This window comes from Pseudomonas sp. 14A (assembly GCF_018132745.1).
GTDB lineage: Bacteria > Pseudomonadota > Gammaproteobacteria > Pseudomonadales > Pseudomonadaceae > Aquipseudomonas > Aquipseudomonas mercuritolerans.
In genome coordinates, this window is the sequence record NZ_JAGRQJ010000017.1 from 267,088 (window position 1) to 284,965 (window position 17,878).

A 17,878-nucleotide genomic window follows, 5' to 3' on the forward strand; every position below is an offset into this window, starting at 1 on the left:
CGTAACACCACCGAAACTTTCCCGCCCCCGCCGCAGTCATCACAGAACATCGGCAACACGAGGACTTTCTACGGGAGGATGGGATGGCGACGATTCACATCGGTATTTCAGGCTGGCGCTACGCCCCGTGGCGCGGGGATTTCTACCCGAAGGGACTGGCGCAGAAGCGCGAATTGCAGTTCGCCTCCCGCGCGGTCAACAGCATCGAAATCAATGGATCGTTCTACGCCCTGCAACGCCCTGAACGTTACGCCCAGTGGTACGCCGAAACCCCTGATGACTTCGTGTTCAGCGTCAAGGCGCCGCGCTTCATCACCCACGTGCGCCGTTTGCGCGAAATCGAAAAGCCGCTGGCGAATTTCTTTGCCTCGGGCGTGCTGGAACTGAAGGAAAAACTCGGGCCGATCCTCTGGCAGTTTCCGCCAAACTTCAAGTTCGACGCCGAGCGTTTCGACCAGTTTCTCGCGCAACTGCCCCACGACACCCAAGCCGCAGCCGCTCTTGCCCGCCAGCACGATTCACACCTGCCCGGCCACGCCAGCGTCAAAGCCTGGCGCAAGAAGCCGTTGCGCCATGCCGTGGAAATCCGTCACGAGAGCTTTATCGACCCGGAGTTCGTGCGCCTGCTCAAGCGCCATAACGTGGCACTGGTGGTCGCCGATACCGCCGGCAAATGGCCGTACCGCGAAGACCTCACCAGCGACTTCGTCTATCTGCGCCTGCACGGCGCCGAAGAGCTCTACGCCAGCGGTTATTCCGAACAAGCGCTCAAGCGCTGGGCCGAGCGCATCGACGCCTGGCATCACGGTAAACAGCCAGAGGACGCCCACCTGATAGCGCCACGCCTGAAACCCCGCGCGCGCAAATCCCGCGAAGTGTTCTGCTACTTCGACAACGACATAAAAGTCCGCGCGCCCTACGACGCACGCAACCTCTTGCAGCGCTTCGACCTCGATAAAGACCTGGCCACGACTCCCGGGCAAGTTGCCGCAGAAGGAGTTCTGTCATGAGTATTCCCGAACCGGTCGGTTTCACCGACGAAGGCTCCGTGGTCGCGCCCTCGGTGCGCACCTTCACCGTACTGACCGTCAACACCCACAAGGGCTTCACCGCGCTGAACCGGCGCTTCATTCTGCCGGAGCTGCGTGAAGCGGTGCGCAGCGTCGCCGCCGACGTGGTGTTTCTGCAGGAAGTGCACGGCACGCACGAGCAGCATCCGAAACGCTACGACAACTGGCCGACGATGCCGCAATACGAATTCCTCGCCGACAGCCTCTGGCCGCAATTCGCTTACGGGCGCAACGCGGTGTATCCGGCGGGCGATCACGGCAATGCGCTGCTGTCGAAATTCCAGATCATCCGCCACGACAACCTCGACGTGTCGATCAGCGGCCATGAAAACCGTGGCCTGTTGCATTGCGTGCTGCGCCTGCCTGGCGACGGCACCGAAGTGCACGCGATCTGCGTGCATCTGGGCCTGCGCGAAAGCCATCGCAACGCACAGCTGGATCTGCTGCTGCAACGCCTCGCCGAACTGCCCGCCGATGCCCCGGTGATCGTCGCCGGTGATTTCAATGACTGGCGCCAGCGCGCCGATGCACAGCTCAAGCCCTGTGGCCTGCGCGAAGTGTTCGCCGAGCAGTACGGCAAGCCCGCGCGCAGTTTTCCCGCGCGTCTGCCAGCGCTACGACTCGACCGTATCTACGTACGCAACCTCAAGGCCAGCCGGCCGAAAGTTTTGACCAACCGGCCCTGGTCGCACCTTTCCGACCACGCACCGTTATCGGTGGAGATTGAACTATGAACAGTGCGCCACTGGAAAAATCTGCCGTCGACCCGGTCCCGTTGAACCCGCCCGTGCGCGAGCCCGGCCACGTTGACGTCGAGTATCAATGGCACAGCAACAACCGCGTAGAGCTGCTGGAGAACGGCGAGGAATATTTCCCCCGCGTGTTCGAAGCGATGCGCGCAGCCAAGAGCGAGATCCTGCTGGAGACCTTCATCGTTTTCGAAGACAAGGTCGGCGCCGAGTTGCAGCAAATCCTCATCGAAGCCGCCCAGCGTGGCGTGCGCACCACGGTCAGCCTCGACGGCTTCGGCTGTGGCGAGCTGAGCACCGGCTATCTGTCGGCCTTGAGCGATGCCGGCGTGCATCTGCAAATCTTCGATCCGGCGCCAAAGCACCTCGGCATCCGCACCAACTGGTTCCGCCGCTTGCACCGCAAGATCGTAGTGGTCGATGGCTTGATCGCGTTCATTGGCGGGATCAACTTTTCCGGCGATCACTTGGCCGACTTCGGCCCCGAAGCCAAGCAGGATTACTCGGTGGAGATCCAGGGCCCGGTGGTCGCCGATATCCATCACTTCGCCCTCCTGCAAAGCGGTCGCCCCGGACGCGCGCGGTTCTGGTGGCAGCGCCGGCGCCAGCGTCTGGAGGAAATGGCCTTCACCGACCACGACGGCCAGGTGCGCCTGGTGTTCCGCGATAACGATCAACACAACACCGATATCGAAGACGTGTATTTGCAGGTGCTGCGCAAGGCCAAGCGCCGAGTGATCATCGCCAACGCCTACTTCTTTCCCGGCTACCGTTTGCTGCGCGAAATCCGCAACGCCGCCCGCCGTGGCGTCGAGGTGCGGCTGATCCTGCAGGGCCAGCCCGACATGCTCGTAGCCAAACTGGCGGCGCGCATGACTTACGATTACCTGCTGCGTGCCGGCGTGCAGATTCACGAATACTGTCAACGCCCGCTGCACGGCAAGGTCGCGCTGGTCGACGATGACTGGAGCACCGTGGGCTCGAGCAATCTCGACCCGCTGAGCCTGTCACTGAACCTGGAAGCCAACGTGCTGATCCGCGACCGCGCGTTCAATCAGCACCTGTACGAACGCCTCGAAGACCTCAGCCAGAACCATTGCAAGGCCATGGACGCCAAACTGTTGCCGCGTGGGCGCATCTGGCACATGACCGTGGGTTTTCTGGTGTTCCACTTCCTGCGGCACTTCCCGGCCATGGCCGGTTGGCTGCCGGCGCATAAACCGCGTCTGAAGCCATTCCGAGGTGCGCGTCCATGAGTCATTCCGAAGTCCATTCCAATAGCCATTCGGCACAAGCGGCGCCGTCGAAATGGAGCCGCTGGAAACGTCCGCTGACCATCCTGTTTTTCCTCGCGCTGATCGTCCTGCTGACGATGTTCGCCACGCGCATCGAATGGGCCGAGGTGCTGGAGACCCTCGCCGATTTCAAGGTGCGCACACTGATCATCGCCGCCAGCCTGACGTTGCTGAGTTTTCTGGTGTACGCCAGTTTCGACCTGATCGGCCGCACCTACATTCGTCAGGACCTGACCTGGAAGCAGATCCTGCCGGTGGGCATCATCAGTTACGCCTTCAACCTCAATCTCAGCGCCTGGGTTGGCGGCATCGCCATGCGTTATCGCCTGTATTCGCGGCTGGGCGTAAGCAAAGGCAACATCGCCAAGATTCTTGGCCTGAGCCTGGCGACCAACTGGTTCGGCTACATGACCATCGCTGGCGTGGTCTTCAGCAGCGGTTTGGTACGCATGCCGCCGGGCTGGAAACTCAGCAGTGATGCGCTGCAACTGGTTGGCGTGTTGTTGCTATTGCTCAGCGCTGGATATCTCGCGGCATGTCAGTTTTCCAAGCGCCGCGAGTGGTCGATTCGCGGCGTGGAAATCAACCTGCCGTCGCTGCGCATGGCGGTGCTGCAATTGCTTTTGGGCGCGTTGAACTGGTCGCTGATGGCGGCGGTGATTTTCACTCTGCTGCCAAGCAAACTGGATTATCCGCTGGTGCTCGGCGTGCTGTTGATCAGCGCGATTGCCGGGGTCATCACGCACATTCCGGCGGGGCTGGGGGTGCTGGAAGCTGTGTTTGTGGCGCTGCTGCAGCACGAGGCATCGCGCGGCAGTCTGGTGGCGGGATTGCTTGCGTATCGGGCGATTTATTTTCTGCTGCCGCTGTTGATTACGGTGGTGATGTATCTGGTGGTGGAGGCCAAGGCCAAGGCGTTGCGGATCGAAAAGAAACCCTCCTGACCATGCCTTGCTGCTGATGGCCCTTTCGCGAGCAGGCTCGCTCCCACATTTGAAATGCGTTCAACCTGTGGGAGCGAGCCTGCTCGCGAAGGGGCCGGTACACGCGACACATCATCTGGACTGGATAATGCTCAACCGCTCCCCCACTACCATCTCGGTAATCCAGTCCACCAGAATCGAGGTGTAGGCCTGCTGCGACACCGGATCACTCAATGCGTGATCCGCGCCATCGATGATCCGGTGGGTCAACGAGTGGGTCTGCTGACACGCGGCGCGGTAACTCATGATCGTCGCGTGGGGCACGAAATCGTCGGTTTCCGATTCCACCAACAGCACGTCACCCGTGAATTGCGAGCAGGCATGCAGGGCGCGATTGCTGTCGGCGCGCACCAGCGTGCCGCGATAATCGCGCAGGTCGGCCTTGTCCAGATCGCGCTTGGGCGTGTGCCATTGCTCGTCGCGGTACAGCGCCGGTACGCGCAGCGCCAGCCAGCGCACCGGGCGCAATGACGTCAGGATCGAGGCCAGATAACCGCCATAACTGGTGCCGACCACGGCGATCGCCGAGGTATCCAGCGCCGGGTGCGCCAGCAAGCGATCATAGGCCGCCAACAAGTCACGCAAATTGTCTTCACGGGTCACGCGGGTCAGCGGAATTCCGGTGCCGCCGGTATGCCCGCGCAGGTCGAAGGTCAGGCACACACAACCCAGGCCAGCGATGCCTTTGGCCCGTTCCAGATCACGTTCCTGACTGCCGCCCCAACCGTGAACAAACAACACCCCCGGGACTTTCGATTTGGGACTGAGAAAGGTCCCGCTCATCTGTTCGTCATCAATGTCGATTTGAATGCTTTCGCTTCTAGCCGTCATAGGATTGGACCGTTACGTATTTGAGAAGAAACGCGCTGTTTTCCGCCGGGCCGCGATAGACCTCGATGGCGTCCGCCGGCAGCGCCTGATCGGTATAGGTTTCCACCGACGACACGCGGATGGCGTGCATCTGTGGATCGTTGACGAAGCTTTGCAGCGCGGCCACTTCAGCACTGCTGGCGCCGCCCATGCGCCAGGATTGTTCGAGCACGCCGCTGCGTGGGTCGCCGCTGGCGTCGAGGCCTTGGGCGATATCGTAATTGCGCCGCGAGGCGAAGAAGCGCGGGTAGGCTTCGTTGGCGGCGCTGTCGAAGACCTGCGCCTGTTCGATGGCCAGACGCACATCATCGGGCAGATCCAGCGCCAGTAATTGGTCATAGCCACCCTGCACCACGAGCAGGTTGGAGCCGCCATAGACCTCTTCGCCCTGGCCGTCCTCAGTCAAGTATTGCTCACCGCAGTAGCTCAACACCTTGCCGCCGATGAACGACTGGCCGACGCTATGGGTAACGACGTTGCTCAAGTCCTGCTCCAGCACTACGCCGTCTCTGAACAAACTCTCCGCTTCGGGGCGAGCGAGGATTTCATCGAACGCATCGAGGCTTTTGATCACTTCCTGGCCGCGCCCGGCGCAAGCGTGAATCGGCTTCAAGCGGATCGGCCCGGTATACAGCAAATGCTCGGCGGCGGGCCGCGCATCTTCCAGGGCGAATACGCTGAGACCGTCGAGTACGACGTTGCGCACCCGCTCCGAAAACAGCGGCGACCAGCCCTGCGGCGCGTGCGCCAGATGGCTGCGCAAACCGTGGCTGATGGCTTTGGTGCAGATGAAATCGTATTCGACGTAACCGCCCCACAAGTCATCGGGGCCGTTGATGCCGAGCGCTCGGGCGTGGGCGGCGCCGACGATTGTCTGCGTCGGCAGCAGATACAGGTCGCGGCCCGAATGTTTGGCCGGGTCGTAACTGCCGCCGAACTTGCAACCGAGAATCTGCGCCAACCAGCGCGCCAGAGCCTTGTTGGTCTCGACTTCATGTTGCGGCGCCTCGGCACGCACCGAATGGGCAACGACGATTTTGTTGCTGGGTGTCGGGGTCATGCGTTCCCCTTTTATCAGTCGATGGGTTCTCAAAGGAAATTGCAGAGATCAGGCCAAACAACGATCCCGCCGAACCGCCCGATAATCGGGAGTTTGCCGTGACTGTGCTGGCATGAAGCCTGTTTCAAACTGCACGACGGCGCGCAAAACTCCGGCAAATTGCACGATCTCTCATCCTCGCCGCGATCATTGTGGGAGCGAGCCTGCTCGCGAAAGCGTAGTGTCAGCCGTCTACAATTCTGTAGATCCAGCGCCTTCGCGAGCAGGCTCGCTCCCACATTAGTTCATCGTCGTTCTGGGAGCGGGGTTCACACCAAACCGCCCCCGGTACTCACTCGGCCCCAACCCGGTAATCTTCTTGAAAATCGCGCGAAACGCGCCCGGATCCTGATAGCCCACCGTCCAGGCAATATGGTCGATCGTGCCATTGGTGAACTCGAGCATTTCTCGCGCTTTGCCAACCCGCACGTGCTGGCAATACTCGATCGGTTTCAAGCCTGTCGCGGCGCGGAATCGGCGCAGGAAAGTGCGTTCTTCAAGGCCCGCGCGCTCGGCCATCGCGTTCAGCGAAACATCCGTCGCCCCGGTGCTTTGCAGCCAGTGCTGGACCTTGAGAATCGCCGCGTCGCCATGGCTGAGGATCGGCGCAAAATTGCTCCCGCATTCACTGGCGCTGTCGCTGTGTTCCATCACCAGAAAACGCGCGGTCGCGGTGGCGATGCTCGGGCCGAGCAAGCGATCGACCAAGCGCAGTCCCAGTTCCGACCAGGCCATCAGCCCGGCCGTGGTGATCAGGTCACCGTCGTCGACAATCGGCGTGTCGGCCTTCAGTCTGATCTTCGGGTAACGCTCGGCAAACGCCTGGGCCGAGGTCCAGTGGGTGGTGGCGCTGCGACCGTCGAGCAAGCCGCTTTCTGCGAGCATCAACGAGCCCACACAAACACCACCAAGGGTTGCGCCGCGCGCATGCTGATCGCGCAGCCATTGCGCAAGACTCGAGGTCATCTGCGCCGCATCGAACCCGCCGAGGGACGGTGGAATCAGTACGGCGAGCAAAGCGTCTTCGGCACCCGGATGACTGTCATAGACCCGCGTCGGCAGCTGCTCGCCCTCGACCTGCCAGTGACTGACCCGCAGCAAGGGCAATTGCACAGCCTGATACTCGACGGCGATGCGGTTGGCCACGGCGAACAGATCGGTCAGACCGTGCACCGCCGCCAGTTGCGCGCCGGGATAAATCAGCACGCCCAGTTCAGCGGTGGCGGCTCTTTGTGCAGCCATTGTCAGTTTTCCCCCGTCTATTGTCGGTGCGGCCAATCCTCGAATCCTCGGCCAGCGTCAATACTGAGGCCACACCCAATCACCGTCTCGAGGACAATCCCATGACCAAGCAAGCGCTCATCGTAGTCGATATCCAGAACGACTACTTCCCCCAAGGCAAGTGGCCGCTGGTCGGCGCCGACGCCGCTGCGGACAACGCCGCACGGCTGATCGCAGCCTTTCGCGAAACGGGCGATCCGGTGGTGCACATTCGGCATGAATTCACCTCCGACGATGCGCCGTTTTTCACTCCCGGCTCCGAAGGCGCGAAACTGCATCCGAAAGTGCTCAACCGCGCCGACGAGCCGGTGGTGCTCAAGCATTTCGTCAACTCGTTCCGTGAAACCGAACTGCAAGCGGTGCTAGACGAACACGGCATCACCGACCTGGTGGTGGTCGGCAGCATGAGCCATATGTGCGTCGATGGCATCACCCGCGCGGCGGCGGACATGGGGTATGTCGTCACGGTGATTCACGATGCCTGCGCCAGCCGTGACCTTGAATTCAACGGTCTGACGGTGCCGGCCGCCCATGTGCACGCAGCATTCATGTCGGCGCTGGGTTTTGCCTACGCCAGCGTGGTATCCACTGACGAGTTCCTGAGCAGCAACGCCTAGCAACAACTGCGCAATCCCTTGGCCCGCCACGTTGCGGGCCTTTTTGCGTCTGTCATGAAAATCTCACGCGTGAGTCATTGATGGCACTTTGCATTAGTTGTAGTGTGGCCCACGCGTGAGACGCTCATAACCGGATTCCAGCCATGACAAGCCGCACCCGAACGACCGCCGCAGCCAGCCCCAAGGGCGAGCGTGCCAAGGCGTCGGCGAAAAAACCGTCGAGCTTCTACATGAAGCAGATGCGCGCAGGCCTGGCCGCCGCCGGTTATGTGAAACACGAAACTTGGGTGCTTCCGGAAAACCGAAGCTTGCTCAAGCAAATGGAGCAACAGCTACGCCAACCGATTCTGGCTGGCTCTTTCATGTCGGAGAATTACATGAGCGCAGGCAACAACTGGACCATCGACAGCCTCTTCAATGCCCTCAAGGCGCTGGACGAGGTGGCTTCCCAAGAGATTTCGCTGTCCCTGATCCAGAGCTCCGAACCGAGCATCAAGCTGGAAATGAACGAATTCGGCGGCCTGCCGATTCACATCGCCCTGGCCGGCCAGCAGATCATCGTCGACACCGTGCTGGTGGACATCGATTCGATCAGCAACGTCCAGGCGTTCAACGATGCCGTGCTGCGCAGCCGCGAGATGTTCCCGCTGTCGTCGATCGGAATCGAGTCGATGCCCAACGGGCAGACCGTCTACAACATGTTCGGCGCCCTCAGCGCCGATTCGAGCCTGACCAACGTCGTTACCGAGGTGAAAACCCTGGTCGACAATGTGCAGCGCGCCAGCGAAGCCTTCGAACACTTCTTCAAGTAATCAACAGGGAATATCCAATGACTCAGTCTATCTGGAGCAAGTTGTTCACCGCACTGCGCGGCGGCGCCAATGAAGTCGGCGAAGCCATCGCCGATCAGCAGGCCCTGCGCATCCTCGATCAGGAAATCCGCGACGCCGACACCGCGCTGTCCAATGCCCGCCGCGAGCTGGTAACGATCATGGCCAAGCACAAACTGGCCGCCGACCGCGTCAGCGAGTACGACGCCAAGATCAAGGACCTCGAAGCCAAGGCTGTGGCCGCGTTGAATGCCGGCCGCGAAGACCTGGCGCTGGAAGTGGCCGAAGCGATTTCGACCCTGACCAACGACCTCGCTGCCGAGAAGAAACTCAGCGATGAATTCGGCGCCTACGCCGACAACATGCGCAAAGACATCAGCAAAGCCGAGTCGCGGATCAAGAGCCTGCGCCAGCAAGTGGACATGGCCAAGGCCCGCGACAGCGTGCAGAAAGCCCAGGTCAGCGCCTCGATCGCCAGCGGCGGCGCCAACGGCAAACTCGAGACCGCCGTCGGCACCCTCAATCGCCTGCAAGCCAAGCAACAGCAACGCGCTGCCGAACTGAGCGCAGCGGACGAACTGGCCGACGCCTCCACCGGCAACGACCTGGAACGCAAACTGCGCGACGCCGGCATCACGCCGAACGAAGGCAGCGCCAATGCAATCCTTGAGCGGCTGAAGCAGAAGTCCGCGCAGTAATCACTGAACGGTAACTTGTGGGAGCGAGCCTGCTCGCGAAAGCGTCGTGACAGTCAAATAATCGAGTGACTGACACAACCCATTCGCGAGCAGGCTCGCTCCCACATGGTTTCACGGCGTAATTGCCTCTGCTCGTTCACCGCTTCGCCCGGTACACTACCGCCACTTTTTCACCCCCGAACACCTCCACCCGCTTCAAGGAACGTACCCATGGGATGGTTTAAAGACTTGCTCGGCACCAGCAATTGGCAGACCGCTGCGCCAACGAGCACCGGCGCCAGCGGCCCGCTGGGCATGGCACAAGGCAAAGGCGTGCGCTTCGACACGACCCTGGCGTTGCTGCTGGAAGGTTCGACCTCGGTGCGAGTGCCGTTCGATCAAGCGGTGTGGAGCGCCGGCTGGGTCGACCTCGGCCAGTCCAACAAACTGCACCGCTACTACATGAACGACGAGGATTTCTGGGTGCAGATCCACGTCACCGGCGATGATCAGGTCGAGTCGGTCACCCTGTTCAATTACCTCAGCTACGTGACGGTCAACAGTGACGCCGAACTGCAGCGTCTGGCCGGCCCCAACAGCCTGATCGGTCTGCCGACCTACCACCACGACGGTGTTGAATACACCCGCGAATGGGGCACCGAACTGCAGCAGACCGAACTGGTGCCAATGACCGAACACGTGGTCAACCCGGACGAGTCCTACACCATCAAGCACCACGCCATGCTGTATGCCCGCGACACCGGCCTGACCGATCGCCGCGAACTGCTGCTGTTCTCCGTCGAACAGGACGAAGAAGGCACCGTCAGCCTGAGCACCTCGCTGGGCATCTCGCTGTACACGACTGATTTGAGCGCCATTTAAAAAGGAAGTTTTTCATGCTGGAAGTCTTGGCCGTTTCCCTGAACAAAACCGCGCTGGTCGGTTTTGTCGTCTACCTGATCGGCGCCGTGTTGCTGTTCATGCTGTTTCAATTCGTCTACACGCGCATTACCGCGCACAAGGAATTCGAACTGATCCGTGCCGGCAACACTGCCGCCGCCATTGCCCTGTCCGGGGCGATCATCGGTTTCGCCATTCCGGCGAGCAACGTGATCGCCTACTCGGTCAACGTGCTCGACTTTGTCCTCTGGGCGGTTATCGCCGCCGTCGTGCAATTGCTGGCGTTTGTCGCTACCGGGCTGGTGCTCAAGGGCACTTCCCAGCGCATCGCCAACGGCGAAGTCGCCGCCGGCATTTATGTGGCGGCCGTGGCGATCAGCGTCGGCATGCTCAATGCCGCGTGCATGACCCCGTCCCACTGACCGGCAGGAAGCCTCTCGATGAAACGCAGCAAATACGTGCAGTTGTCCCTCGCCGCGTCGGTGGCGATGGCGATTTCCGGTGAAGCAGCGGCGCTGGATCAGCCGCGCAACTTCCAAAGCGTTGAACAGTGTGTCGACGCCGAATTGGCCGCCGATCTCTGCTCCAGCGCCTACGTCGCCGCCCTGAACGAACACCGGCGCATCGCCCCGGCCTACACCGACAAGGCCAAGTGCGACGCAGACTTTGCCGCTGGCTGGTGTCAGAAAAATTCCGATGGCCGTTTCGTGCCGAAACTCGGCGGCTTCAAAGTGCCGGGCAATGCCGAGACGCCGCAAGATCTCGATGCCATCGCCAATTCGCAAATGCCCGCGGGCGACACCACCACCAGCAGCAGCGCAAGCCACGGCGGCTCGCACTATTCCGGTGGCTCAGGTGGTGGCGGCAATGGCTGGCTGACCGGTTGGCTGATCGGCAACGCAATGAGCAACAACGCCGAACGCACCGTTTACCGTGATCGCGAAACGCGCCAGCCGTACAACACCTCAACGCAGTACCGCCGAGCTGACACAACCTCGCGCAGCCAGTCGGATTACGAGAGCAGCAAGAGCAAGCCGGTGAATGTTGCGTCGTCGACTTCGCGCGGCGGTTTCGGCAGCCAGTCCAGTGCCCGCAGCGGTTGGGGTGGCTGGGGCAGCAGTTCCGGACGCTCGAGCAGCTGACATGAAAAAGATCCACTGCGCCGAGCGCCCCGACTGGAAACACACCGCCGAAAGCCTCGGTTTCCTGTTCCACACCATCGACGACGAACCGTACTGGGACGAAAGCGCCTACTACCAGTTCAGCCTCGCGCAGATCGAAAACGATCTCGAAGACCCGACCACCGAACTGCATGAGATGTGCATGGACCTGGTGGATCGCGTGGTCAACAGCGAGGAGTTGCTCGATCGCCTCAGCATCCCGGCGGCGTACTACGACATGATCCGCACCTCCTGGCGCGAGGGTCATCCGCATCTGTACGGTCGCATGGACTTTTCCTACAGCGGCAGCGGGCCGGCGAAACTGCTGGAGCTCAACTACGACACGCCGACCAGCCTCTATGAAGCGGCGGCGTTTCAGTGGGGCTGGCTGGAACAATGCATCGAGCGTGGCACGCTGCCGCCGCATGCCGACCAGTTCAACAGCATCGACACCAAGCTGCATCAGGCCTTCGCCGAGTTGCAGTTGAAGCGCCCGTTCTACTTTGCCTCGATGAAGGACTCGGTCGAGGACAAAGGCACCACCGATTATCTGCGGCTGATCGCGGAAAAGGTTGGCATCGAATCACGCCATATCGATATCGAAGACATCGGCCTGACGGCTGAGGGTCGTTTCGTCGATCTGCAGGATCGCTGGATCCCGCACCTGTTCAAGCTGCACGCCTGGGAATTCATCTTCCACGAACCGTTCGGCGCCGCGATCGCCGAGTGCGATACGCAGTTTTTCGAACCGGCGTGGAAGGCGATCCTGTCCAACAAAGGTGCGCTGCCGCTGCTGTGGGAATTGCACAAGGGACATCCGAATCTGCTCGCTGCGCACCTTGATCCGAATCCGAAGAGTGCGGTGCCAAAAGGCTGGGTGCGCAAACCGTACTTTTCCCGCGAGGGTGCCAACATCGAGCTGCAAACCGCGGAGGGTCTGATCGTCAAAGAGGACGGGCCCTACACCGATGCGCCGTTCATCTTGCAGGAGTTCGCACCGCTGCCGAAGTTTGGCGACAGCTACACGCTGATTGGCTCGTGGGTGATTGGTGATGAGGCGGCAGGGATTGGTGTGCGCGAGGACAATAGTCTGATCACCAAGGACTCCAGCCGCTTCCTGCCGCACCTGATCCTGGATTAAGACGAAGTTACCTTGTGGGAGCGAGCCTGCTCGCGAAAGCGTCCTGTCAGTTACAGATTCATCGACTGATCTGACGCATTCGCGAGCAGGCTCGCTCCCACAGGAAATTGCGAGTCGCTAGGAGTTTCCTGAACAAAAAAGGCCCGTCGTTTAAGCGACGGGCCTTTTTCATTCAAAGCGGTTACAGCAGCAAATCAGAACGGAATATCGTCATCGAAGCTGTCGAAATCCGGAGCCGGTTGCGGTGCGGCCTGCTGCGGCGCTGGCGGAGCCGAACGCTGCTGCGGAGCCGACTGCTGCGGGCGCGGTGCCTGCTGACGTGGCGCCTGCTGCTGGTAGTTGTTGCCGCCGCCTTGCTGGTCGCCCTGTTGTGGACGGCCGCCGAGCAGTTGCATGGTGCCTTGCATGTCGACCACGATTTCAGTGGTGTAACGCTTGATGCCGTCCTTTTCCCACTCGCGGGTCTGCAGCTTGCCTTCGATGTACACCTGCGAACCCTTGCGCAGGTATTCGCCGGCGATCTCGGCAACCTTGCCGAACATCGACACACGGTGCCACTCGGTCTTCTCGACCTTCTGACCGGTCTGCTTGTCGGTCCATTGTTCGCTGGTGGCCAGACTCAGGTTGGTCACGGCGTTACCGTTAGGCAGGTAGCGAACTTCGGGATCCTGGCCGCAAGTGCCGACCAATATGACTTTGTTAACCCCACGGGCCATAACGTTCTCCTAAGCGTCGCACGCAGCCCCGGCCGGGTTGTTGACCAGGCGTTCGAGGGTGGTGCGATCCACTAATTCTTTGTCCAGTTTGATGTAAACAGCCGCTTCTTCGGCGACTATCACTGCATCTGTTACCCCTACCAGGGCCTTGAGGCGCTCGACCAGACCCGCTTCGCGGATCGCTTCGGGCGACAACGGCAAGCGCAGGCTCGTCACGTAGGGAGGTTCGCGCATGGTAACAGCAAAGGCCAGCCAAAGTGCAGCCAGCGCGGCGCATCCGAGGAACACAACCGACAGACCGCCATGCTGGAACAACCAGCCGCCGAGTATCCCGCCGAGTGCCGAACCGAGGAACTGGCTGGTGGAGTACACGCCCATGGCCGTGCCCTTGCCGCCTGCCGGTGAAACCTTGCTGATCAGCGACGGCAACGATGCCTCGAGCAGATTGAACGCGGTGAAAAACACCACCGTACCAATCACCAGAGCGCGCAGGCTGTCGCCGAACTGCCAGAAGAATAGTTCAGTCAGCATCAATGTCATGACGGCGCCGAGCAAAACTCGTTTCATTTTGCGTTTCTTCTCGCCGTAGATAATGAACGGGATCATGGCGAAGAAAGAAATCAGCAGCGCGGTGAGGTAGACCCACCAGTGCTGTTCCTTGGGCAAACCGGCTTTTTCCACCAGTGCCAGCGGCAAGGCCACGAAGCTCGACATCAACATGGCATGTAACACAAAGATGCCCAGATCCAGGCGCAGCAAGTCCGGGTGTTTGAGCGTCGGCATCAGCGCCTGCCGCGCCACGCCGGATTCCCGGTGCTGCAACGGCCCGGTGGATTGCGGCACCATGAACATGATGATCAAAATGCCGACCAGCGCCATGGCGCCGGTGGCAAGAAACAGCCCGGACAACCCGAACGCACTGGTCAGTAACGGCCCGACCACCATGGCCACGGCGAACGACAGGCCGATGGTCATGCCGATCATCGCCATGGCTTTGGTCCGATGCTGTTCGCGGGTCAGGTCGGAAAGCAGCGCCATGACCGCTGCGGAAATCGCCCCGGCGCCCTGCAGGATTCGTCCGGCGATCACGCCCCAGATCGAATCGGCCTGCGAAGCCAGCACACTGCCGAGGGCGAAGACGATCAGGCCGAGGTAGATCACCGGTCGACGGCCGATACGATCGGAAATGATCCCGAACGGGATCTGGAAAATTGCCTGGGTCAGACCGTAAGCGCCAATCGCCAGCCCGATCAGGGCCGGGGTCGCTCCCGCCAGATCCATGCCATAGGTCGCCAGCACCGGCAACACCATGAACATGCCAAGCATACGGAAGGCGAACACCAGGGCCAGACCGCTCGCCGCGCGGGTCTCGCTGCCACTCATGCGTTCGCTGTGGGGATCGTGCATGGAAAAACCTCGTGTGAACCGGCGGCGATTCTACCAGTCCCATCGGAAGACGGGGTATATCGCGACGCTATGACGCGTATAGATGAAACTCTCTTCATGAACGGCAAAACGCCCTTCGTTTGATAGTGTGCATCCATCCAGTATTTGCCCGTATACTCCTACGTTTTCGACGCCCGCCAAGCGAGGCCACTTTGGACAAGATCCTGATACGTGGGGCCCGTACCCACAACCTGAAGAACATCGACCTGACCCTGCCACGGGACAAACTGATCGTCATCACCGGCCTGTCCGGATCCGGCAAGTCGTCCCTGGCGTTCGACACGCTGTATGCCGAAGGTCAGCGCCGCTATGTCGAATCGCTGTCGGCCTACGCCCGGCAGTTCCTGTCGATGATGGAAAAACCCGACGTCGACACCATCGAAGGCCTGTCGCCGGCGATCTCCATCGAACAGAAGTCGACCTCGCACAACCCTCGTTCGACGGTCGGCACCATCACCGAAATCTACGACTACCTGCGTTTGCTCTATGCCCGCGTGGGTACGCCGCGTTGCCCGGATCACGACATTCCACTGGAGGCGCAGACTGTCAGCCAGATGGTCGACCTGGTGCTGGCACAGCCGGAAGGCAGCAAACTCATGTTGCTGGCACCGGTGATCCGCGAACGCAAAGGCGAACACCTGTCGGTCTTCGAAGAATTGCGTGCGCAGGGTTTCGTCCGCGCCCGGGTCAACGGACGCATTTGCGAACTCGACGAGCTGCCGAAGCTGGATAAACAGAAGAAGCATTCGATCGATGTGATCGTCGACCGCTTCAAGGTTCGCGCCGATCTGCAGCAACGTCTGGCCGAATCTTTCGAAACCGCGCTGAAACTGGCCGACGGCATTGCCCTGGTCGCGCCGATGGACGACGAGCCGGGCGAAGAAATGATCTTCTCCGCACGCTTCGCCTGCCCGATCTGCGGCCATGCGATCAGCGAGCTGGAACCCAAGCTGTTTTCCTTCAACAACCCGGCCGGCGCCTGCCCGACCTGCGACGGCCTGGGTGTGAAGCAGTTCTTCGACATCAAGCGTCTGGTCAATGGCGAGCTGACCCTGGCCGAAGGTGCGATTCGCGGCTGGGACCGGCGCAACGTCTATTACTTCCAGATGCTCGGCTCACTCGCCTCGCACTACAAGTTCAGCCTGGACAAGCCCTTCAACGACCTGAGCGCCGAGCAGCAGAAGTTCATCCTGCACGGCAGCGGCTCGCAAAACGTCGACTTCAAATACCTCAACGACCGTGGCGATATCGTCAAACGCTCGCACCCGTTCGAAGGCATCGTGCCGAATCTTGAGCGTCGCTATCGCGAAACCGAATCGGCGAGCGTGCGCGAAGAGCTGGCCAAGTTCCTCAGCCATCAGGCCTGCCCGGATTGCCGTGGCACGCGTCTGCGTCGCGAAGCCCGGCACGTCTGGGTCGGCGAGAAAACCTTGCCGGCAGTGACCAACCTGCCGATTGGCGATGCCTGCGAATATTTCGGCGCGCTGAAGATGACCGGTCGCCGCGGCGAGATCGCCGACAAGATCCTCAAGGAAATCCGCGAGCGTCTGCAATTTCTGGTCAACGTCGGCCTCGACTATCTGTCGCTGGATCGCAGTGCCGACACATTGTCCGGTGGCGAGGCGCAACGGATTCGTCTGGCCAGCCAGATTGGCGCCGGTCTGGTCGGCGTTCTGTATATCCTTGATGAACCGTCCATTGGTCTGCATCAGCGCGACAACGACCGGTTGCTTGGCACGCTCAAGCATTTGCGCGATATCGGCAACACGGTGATTGTGGTCGAGCACGATGAAGACGCGATTCGTCTGGCTGACTATGTCGTCGATATCGGCCCGGGCGCCGGTGTGCACGGCGGGCAGATCGTTGCCGAAGGCACGCCGGATGAAGTCATGGCGCACCCGGATTCGCTGACTGGCAAATACCTGTCCGGCCGGGTGAAGATCGAAGTGCCGGCCAAACGCACGCCGCGCAACAAGAAGCTCAACCTGTCGCTCAAAGGTGCGCGTGGCAACAACCTGCGCAACGTCGATCTGGACATCCCGATCGGCCTGCTGACTTGCGTGACTGGCGTATCCGGTTCGGGCAAATCGACACTGATCAACAACACGCTGTTCCCGCTCAGCGCCACGGCACTGAATGGCGCGACCACGCTGGAAGCAGCCGCGCATGACAGCATCAAAGGCCTGGAACATCTCGACAAAGTCGTCGACATCGACCAGAGCCCGATCGGCCGTACTCCGCGCTCCAACCCGGCGACCTATACCGGGCTGTTCACGCCGATCCGCGAACTGTTTGCCGGCGTGCCCGAGTCGCGCTCCCGGGGTTACGGCCCAGGGCGTTTCTCGTTCAACGTCAAGGGCGGTCGCTGCGAAGCGTGCCAGGGCGATGGCCTGATCAAGGTGGAAATGCACTTCCTGCCGGACATCTATGTGCCCTGCGATGTGTGCAAGAGCAAGCGCTACAACCGCGAAACCCTTGAAATCAAATACAAGGGCAAGAGCATCCACGAAACCCTTGAAATGACCATCGAGGAAGCACGGGAGTTCTTCGATGCGGTGCCAGCACTGGCGCGCAAGCTGCAAACGCTGATGGATGTCGGCCTGTCCTACATCAAGCTCGGGCAGTCGGCAACGACCCTGTCCGGCGGTGAAGCACAGCGGGTCAAGTTGTCGCGCGAGCTGTCCAAGCGCGATACCGGCAAGACCCTGTACATCCTCGACGAGCCGACCACCGGCCTGCACTTCGCCGATATCCAGCAATTACTCGATGTTCTGCATCGTCTGCGCGATCACGGCAACACTGTGGTGGTCATCGAGCACAATCTCGATGTGATCAAGACCGCTGACTGGCTGGTGGACCTCGGTCCTGAAGGCGGTTCCAAAGGCGGGCAGATCATTGCCACCGGTACGCCGGAGGAAGTTGCCGAGATGAAGCAATCTCACACCGGCCATTACCTCAAGCCGCTGCTGATCCGCGATCGGGCGTAAGTGCCAGGCATGAAAAAGCCCCTGTCACTGATGAAGTGACAGGGGCTTTTTTTATAG

The 17,878-nt window shown here is 60.9% G+C and carries 17 protein-coding genes; 12 read left to right on the forward strand and 5 right to left on the reverse strand.

Annotated features, from left to right (window positions below):
- Positions 1–83 precede the first annotated feature (83 nt).
- From PS14A_RS22260 to PS14A_RS22275, 4 genes are read left to right on the forward strand one after another with little or no spacing between them, the layout of a single operon-like run.
- Positions 84–1,010, forward strand: a complete 927-nt coding sequence (locus PS14A_RS22260; protein WP_212617250.1) for a DUF72 domain-containing protein — start codon at positions 84–86, stop codon at positions 1,008–1,010.
- Positions 1,007–1,804, forward strand: coding sequence for an endonuclease/exonuclease/phosphatase family protein (locus tag PS14A_RS22265; RefSeq protein ID WP_130912274.1), 798 nt, complete (start codon positions 1,007–1,009; stop codon positions 1,802–1,804). Before PS14A_RS22260 ends, PS14A_RS22265 begins: the two co-directional genes overlap by 4 nt.
- Positions 1,801–3,075, forward strand: a complete 1,275-nt coding sequence (clsB, locus tag PS14A_RS22270; RefSeq protein WP_016772961.1) for a cardiolipin synthase ClsB — start codon at positions 1,801–1,803, stop codon at positions 3,073–3,075. Before PS14A_RS22265 ends, clsB begins: the two co-directional genes overlap by 4 nt.
- Positions 3,072–4,058, forward strand: coding sequence for a lysylphosphatidylglycerol synthase domain-containing protein (locus tag PS14A_RS22275; RefSeq protein ID WP_212617251.1), 987 nt, complete (start codon positions 3,072–3,074; stop codon positions 4,056–4,058). The genes clsB and PS14A_RS22275 overlap by 4 nt, the downstream gene beginning before the upstream one ends.
- 111 nt (positions 4,059–4,169) lie before the next feature.
- Here PS14A_RS22275 and PS14A_RS22280 read toward each other — a convergent pair whose 3' ends face one another.
- The 3 genes from PS14A_RS22280 to PS14A_RS22290 all read right to left on the reverse strand — a co-directional run bounded on the left by PS14A_RS22280 (position 4,170) and on the right by PS14A_RS22290 (position 7,308).
- Positions 4,170–4,928 carry an alpha/beta fold hydrolase gene (locus PS14A_RS22280; RefSeq protein ID WP_016772959.1) on the reverse strand — a complete coding sequence of 253 codons (759 nt, stop codon included), beginning with the start codon at positions 4,926–4,928 and terminating at the stop codon, positions 4,170–4,172.
- Positions 4,918–6,027, reverse strand: coding sequence for a DUF3182 family protein (locus PS14A_RS22285; RefSeq protein WP_212617252.1), 1,110 nt, complete (start codon positions 6,025–6,027; stop codon positions 4,918–4,920). The genes PS14A_RS22280 and PS14A_RS22285 overlap by 11 nt, the downstream gene beginning before the upstream one ends.
- A gap of 279 nt (positions 6,028–6,306) precedes the next feature.
- Positions 6,307–7,308 carry a GlxA family transcriptional regulator gene (locus tag PS14A_RS22290; protein ID WP_212617253.1) on the reverse strand — a complete coding sequence of 334 codons (1,002 nt, stop codon included), beginning with the start codon at positions 7,306–7,308 and terminating at the stop codon, positions 6,307–6,309.
- A 101-nt stretch (positions 7,309–7,409) separates the two neighbouring features.
- Here PS14A_RS22290 and PS14A_RS22295 point away from each other — a divergent pair, with 101 nt between their 5' ends.
- The 7 genes from PS14A_RS22295 (at position 7,410) to PS14A_RS22325 (ending at position 12,672) form a co-directional block, all read left to right on the forward strand.
- Positions 7,410–7,964: a cysteine hydrolase family protein gene (locus PS14A_RS22295; protein WP_137215703.1), complete on the forward strand. Its 555-nt coding sequence runs from the start codon at positions 7,410–7,412 to the stop codon at positions 7,962–7,964.
- A gap of 143 nt (positions 7,965–8,107) precedes the next feature.
- Complete coding sequence (locus PS14A_RS22300) at positions 8,108–8,776, forward strand: YjfI family protein (protein WP_212617254.1); 669 nt, start codon at positions 8,108–8,110, stop codon at positions 8,774–8,776.
- A 17-nt stretch (positions 8,777–8,793) separates the two neighbouring features.
- Complete coding sequence (locus PS14A_RS22305; RefSeq protein WP_041477670.1) at positions 8,794–9,492, forward strand: PspA/IM30 family protein; 699 nt, start codon at positions 8,794–8,796, stop codon at positions 9,490–9,492.
- 210 nt (positions 9,493–9,702) lie between these two features.
- A complete protein-coding gene (locus PS14A_RS22310) occupies positions 9,703–10,353 on the forward strand; it encodes a DUF2491 family protein (protein ID WP_137215705.1) in 651 nt (216 codons plus the stop codon).
- Positions 10,354–10,367: 14 nt separating this feature from the next.
- Complete coding sequence (locus tag PS14A_RS22315) at positions 10,368–10,793, forward strand: DUF350 domain-containing protein (RefSeq protein ID WP_016772952.1); 426 nt, start codon at positions 10,368–10,370, stop codon at positions 10,791–10,793.
- A gap of 18 nt (positions 10,794–10,811) precedes the next feature.
- Entirely contained in the window at positions 10,812–11,513 is a 702-nt protein-coding gene (locus PS14A_RS22320) for a DUF1190 domain-containing protein (protein WP_110646974.1), read from the forward strand.
- A gap of 1 nt (position 11,514) precedes the next feature.
- Positions 11,515–12,672 carry a glutathionylspermidine synthase family protein gene (locus tag PS14A_RS22325; RefSeq protein WP_212617255.1) on the forward strand — a complete coding sequence of 386 codons (1,158 nt, stop codon included), beginning with the start codon at positions 11,515–11,517 and terminating at the stop codon, positions 12,670–12,672.
- Positions 12,673–12,866: 194 nt separating this feature from the next.
- Here PS14A_RS22325 and PS14A_RS22330 read toward each other — a convergent pair whose 3' ends face one another.
- Positions 12,867–13,388, reverse strand: a complete 522-nt coding sequence (locus PS14A_RS22330) for a single-stranded DNA-binding protein (RefSeq protein WP_042610650.1) — start codon at positions 13,386–13,388, stop codon at positions 12,867–12,869.
- Between the two features lie 9 nt (positions 13,389–13,397).
- Entirely contained in the window at positions 13,398–14,795 is a 1,398-nt protein-coding gene (locus PS14A_RS22335) for an MFS transporter (protein ID WP_041477665.1), read from the reverse strand.
- 191 nt (positions 14,796–14,986) lie between these two features.
- On the opposite strand from PS14A_RS22335, the gene uvrA reads away from it, so the two are divergent.
- Positions 14,987–17,821, forward strand: a complete 2,835-nt coding sequence (gene uvrA / locus PS14A_RS22340; protein WP_039761937.1) for an excinuclease ABC subunit UvrA — start codon at positions 14,987–14,989, stop codon at positions 17,819–17,821.
- Positions 17,822–17,878: the final 57 nt, after the last annotated feature.